This window comes from Paracoccus sp. SY, assembly GCF_002901215.1.
GTDB classification, from domain to species: domain Bacteria; phylum Pseudomonadota; class Alphaproteobacteria; order Rhodobacterales; family Rhodobacteraceae; genus Paracoccus; species Paracoccus acridae.
Window position 1 is genome coordinate 1 of the sequence record NZ_NWMQ01000118.1, and the last position, 2,454, is coordinate 2,454.

General features: G+C 61.6%; 2 protein-coding genes. Both read left to right on the forward strand.

The window, feature by feature from the left end:
* The first annotated feature begins 126 nt into the window (after positions 1-126).
* Positions 127-1,194, forward strand: coding sequence for an ABC transporter substrate-binding protein (locus CK944_RS21930; RefSeq protein ID WP_103175154.1), 1,068 nt, complete (start codon positions 127-129; stop codon positions 1,192-1,194).
* Positions 1,195-1,286: 92 nt separating this feature from the next.
* The coding region (locus CK944_RS21935; protein ID WP_146038761.1) for an FAD-binding oxidoreductase at positions 1,287-2,454 on the forward strand (1,168 nt) is incomplete at its 3' end.

The following is a 2,454-nucleotide window of genomic DNA, read 5'->3' on the forward strand; positions in this document are numbered from 1 at the left end:
ATCGACAAACAGAAAAAGAGAAATATCATCCTCCTGAAAGGGCATACGGTTCAAAGGCCCTTTGCTTGATCGCGTTCGCAAAGGACGCCAAGAAAAAGCAAAAACAATCACCAACAGGAGGGAAGGATGAAAACTGTCCTTGCAATCACGGTCGGACTGGCGGCGTCGGGCATCAGTGCTCAGGCCGAGGAGATCAACGTGATGTCGTGGGGAGGCGCCGTGGCGGCCGCCCAGATGGAGGCCTACCACAAGCCCTACATGGCCGAGACGGGTATCAAGATCAATTCAATCGATGCCGACAACCCTGCCGTCCCCATCAAGGCGCAGGTGGAGGTCGGCAACGTGACGGTTGATATCGCCGATGTCGAACCCTCGGATCTGGTCCGGCTCTGCGACGAGGGGCTGCTGGAGCAGCTTCCCATCGAGGAACTGCCTGATGGCAGCGACGGCACGAAGGCCGCCGATGATTTCATCGAGGGCGGCCTTTACGACTGCGGTGTGGGTATCCTGGTTTATTCCACGGTGATCGGATACCGCGGTGACCAACTGGAAGGTGTCACGTCGGCCAGCGACTTCTTCGATCTGGAGAAGTTTCCGGGCAAGCGCGGCCTGCGGAAGGGCGCCAAGTTCTCGCTTGAACTGGCCTTGATGGCCGATGGCGTCGAACCCGCAGACGTCTACACGGTTCTTGCCACACCCGAAGGGATCGACCGAGCCTTTGCGAAGCTCGATACCATCAAGAACAACACCGTGTGGTGGGAGGCAGGGGCGCAACCCGTGCAGCTTCTTGCCGATGGCGAGGTCGTCATGACGACCGCCTATAACGGGCGGCTTTTCGATGCGGCCATCAACGAGAACAAGCCCTTCGAGATCCTCTGGGACAACCAGATCCTCGACTTCAATCTTTACGTGATCCCCAAGGGCGCGCCCAACAAGGATGCGGCCTGGACCTACATCAAGTGGGCCACCCAAAGCGAGCGGCAGGCCGATCTGACGCGCTACATCAGCTATGGGCCGGTGCGGAAGTCGGGTTCGGCAGGGGTCGGCCTTTACAAGGACGACAAGACCGAGATGGCGACCTATCTTCCGACCTATCCGAAATACCTGGATGACGCCTTGACTTCGGATGTCGAATTCTGGGCGAACTACGACACCGAACTCAGCGAACGGTTCAACACCTGGCTGGCGAACTGATGGCGAGGGGCGGAGGTCGATCTGCCGCCTTTGCTCATGAACCGAAGGAAACGGCGATGATGGGCGATGCGTGACGTGGTGAGATCCTTGTCATGAAGCATGTCGGAGTAATCGGGGCAGGGGCCGTGGGGCTTGCCTGTGCCTTCCATCTTCGCAGGGCGGGATGCCGCGTCACCCTTGTCGATGGCACGGGTGCGGTATCGGGTGCTTCCTACGGCAATGCGGGAACGTTCGCCCCCTATGCCTGCATCCCGGTGAACAACCCTTCGGTGTTTCCCAATATCCCGCATTACCTGCTGTCGGGCGACAGTCCATTCCGCATCCGGCCGGCCTATGTGCCGCGGATGCTGCCCTGGCTGGCCTCGTTTCTGCGCCATTCGACGCCCGTCCGCTCGCGAGCATCCTCGGCGGCGCTTGCCACGCTGCTCCTCAAGGCGCAGTCCGGGTGGGATCCCATACTGGACGCGGTGGGACGTGACCTCATCGACGGGCAGGAATGCCTTTATCTTTACGAAACAGAAGCTGCCTTCCACGCCTCACGGCCCGACCTGGACTATCGCAGGCAGCTTGGCGTCGCATTCGACCTTCTGACGCAGGCCGATATTTCTGCCTTGGAGCCGGCACTGGCCCGTCGTTTCACCCAAGGGGTGCTTTTCCGGGGCAGCTGGCGGTTTCGGTCGCCGCACCGGCTGCTGCTGCAACTGGCCGAACATCTTGCCCGACAGGACGTGCACCTGATCCGAGAGGAGGCTTGCCGGATAGAAACGGGCGATGAGGGCGCGATCCTGCACGTCAGGACAGGGGCACCGCTTGCCTTCGATCAGATCGTCCTTGCCGCGGGGGCGAAGTCGCGCGCCTTGGCCGCAAGCTGCGGCGACAGTATCCCCTTGGATACGGAACGAGGCTATCATGTGGCCTTCCAGGCGGGCGAAGGCCTGCTGTCCCGACCCTGCGGTCTGGCTGAACGGGGCATCTACATGACGCCGATGATGGGGGAACTGCGTGCAGCCGGCACGGTGGAACTGGCGGGCTTCACGCAAAAACGCAGCGCCGGCCTCTTGAACCATATCGAATCCTCGGCCCGCGCCGCAGTGCCCGCGCTAAGTGGTCCCACCACCACCTGGCTGGGCTTCCGCCCCACCTTGCCTGACGGCTTGCCGGTCATGGGCTTCTCGCGCCGATCGAAGCGGGTGATCTATGCGTTCGGGCATCAGCATGTGGGCCTGACGCTTGCCGGCATGACCGGCGAGATTGTTGCCG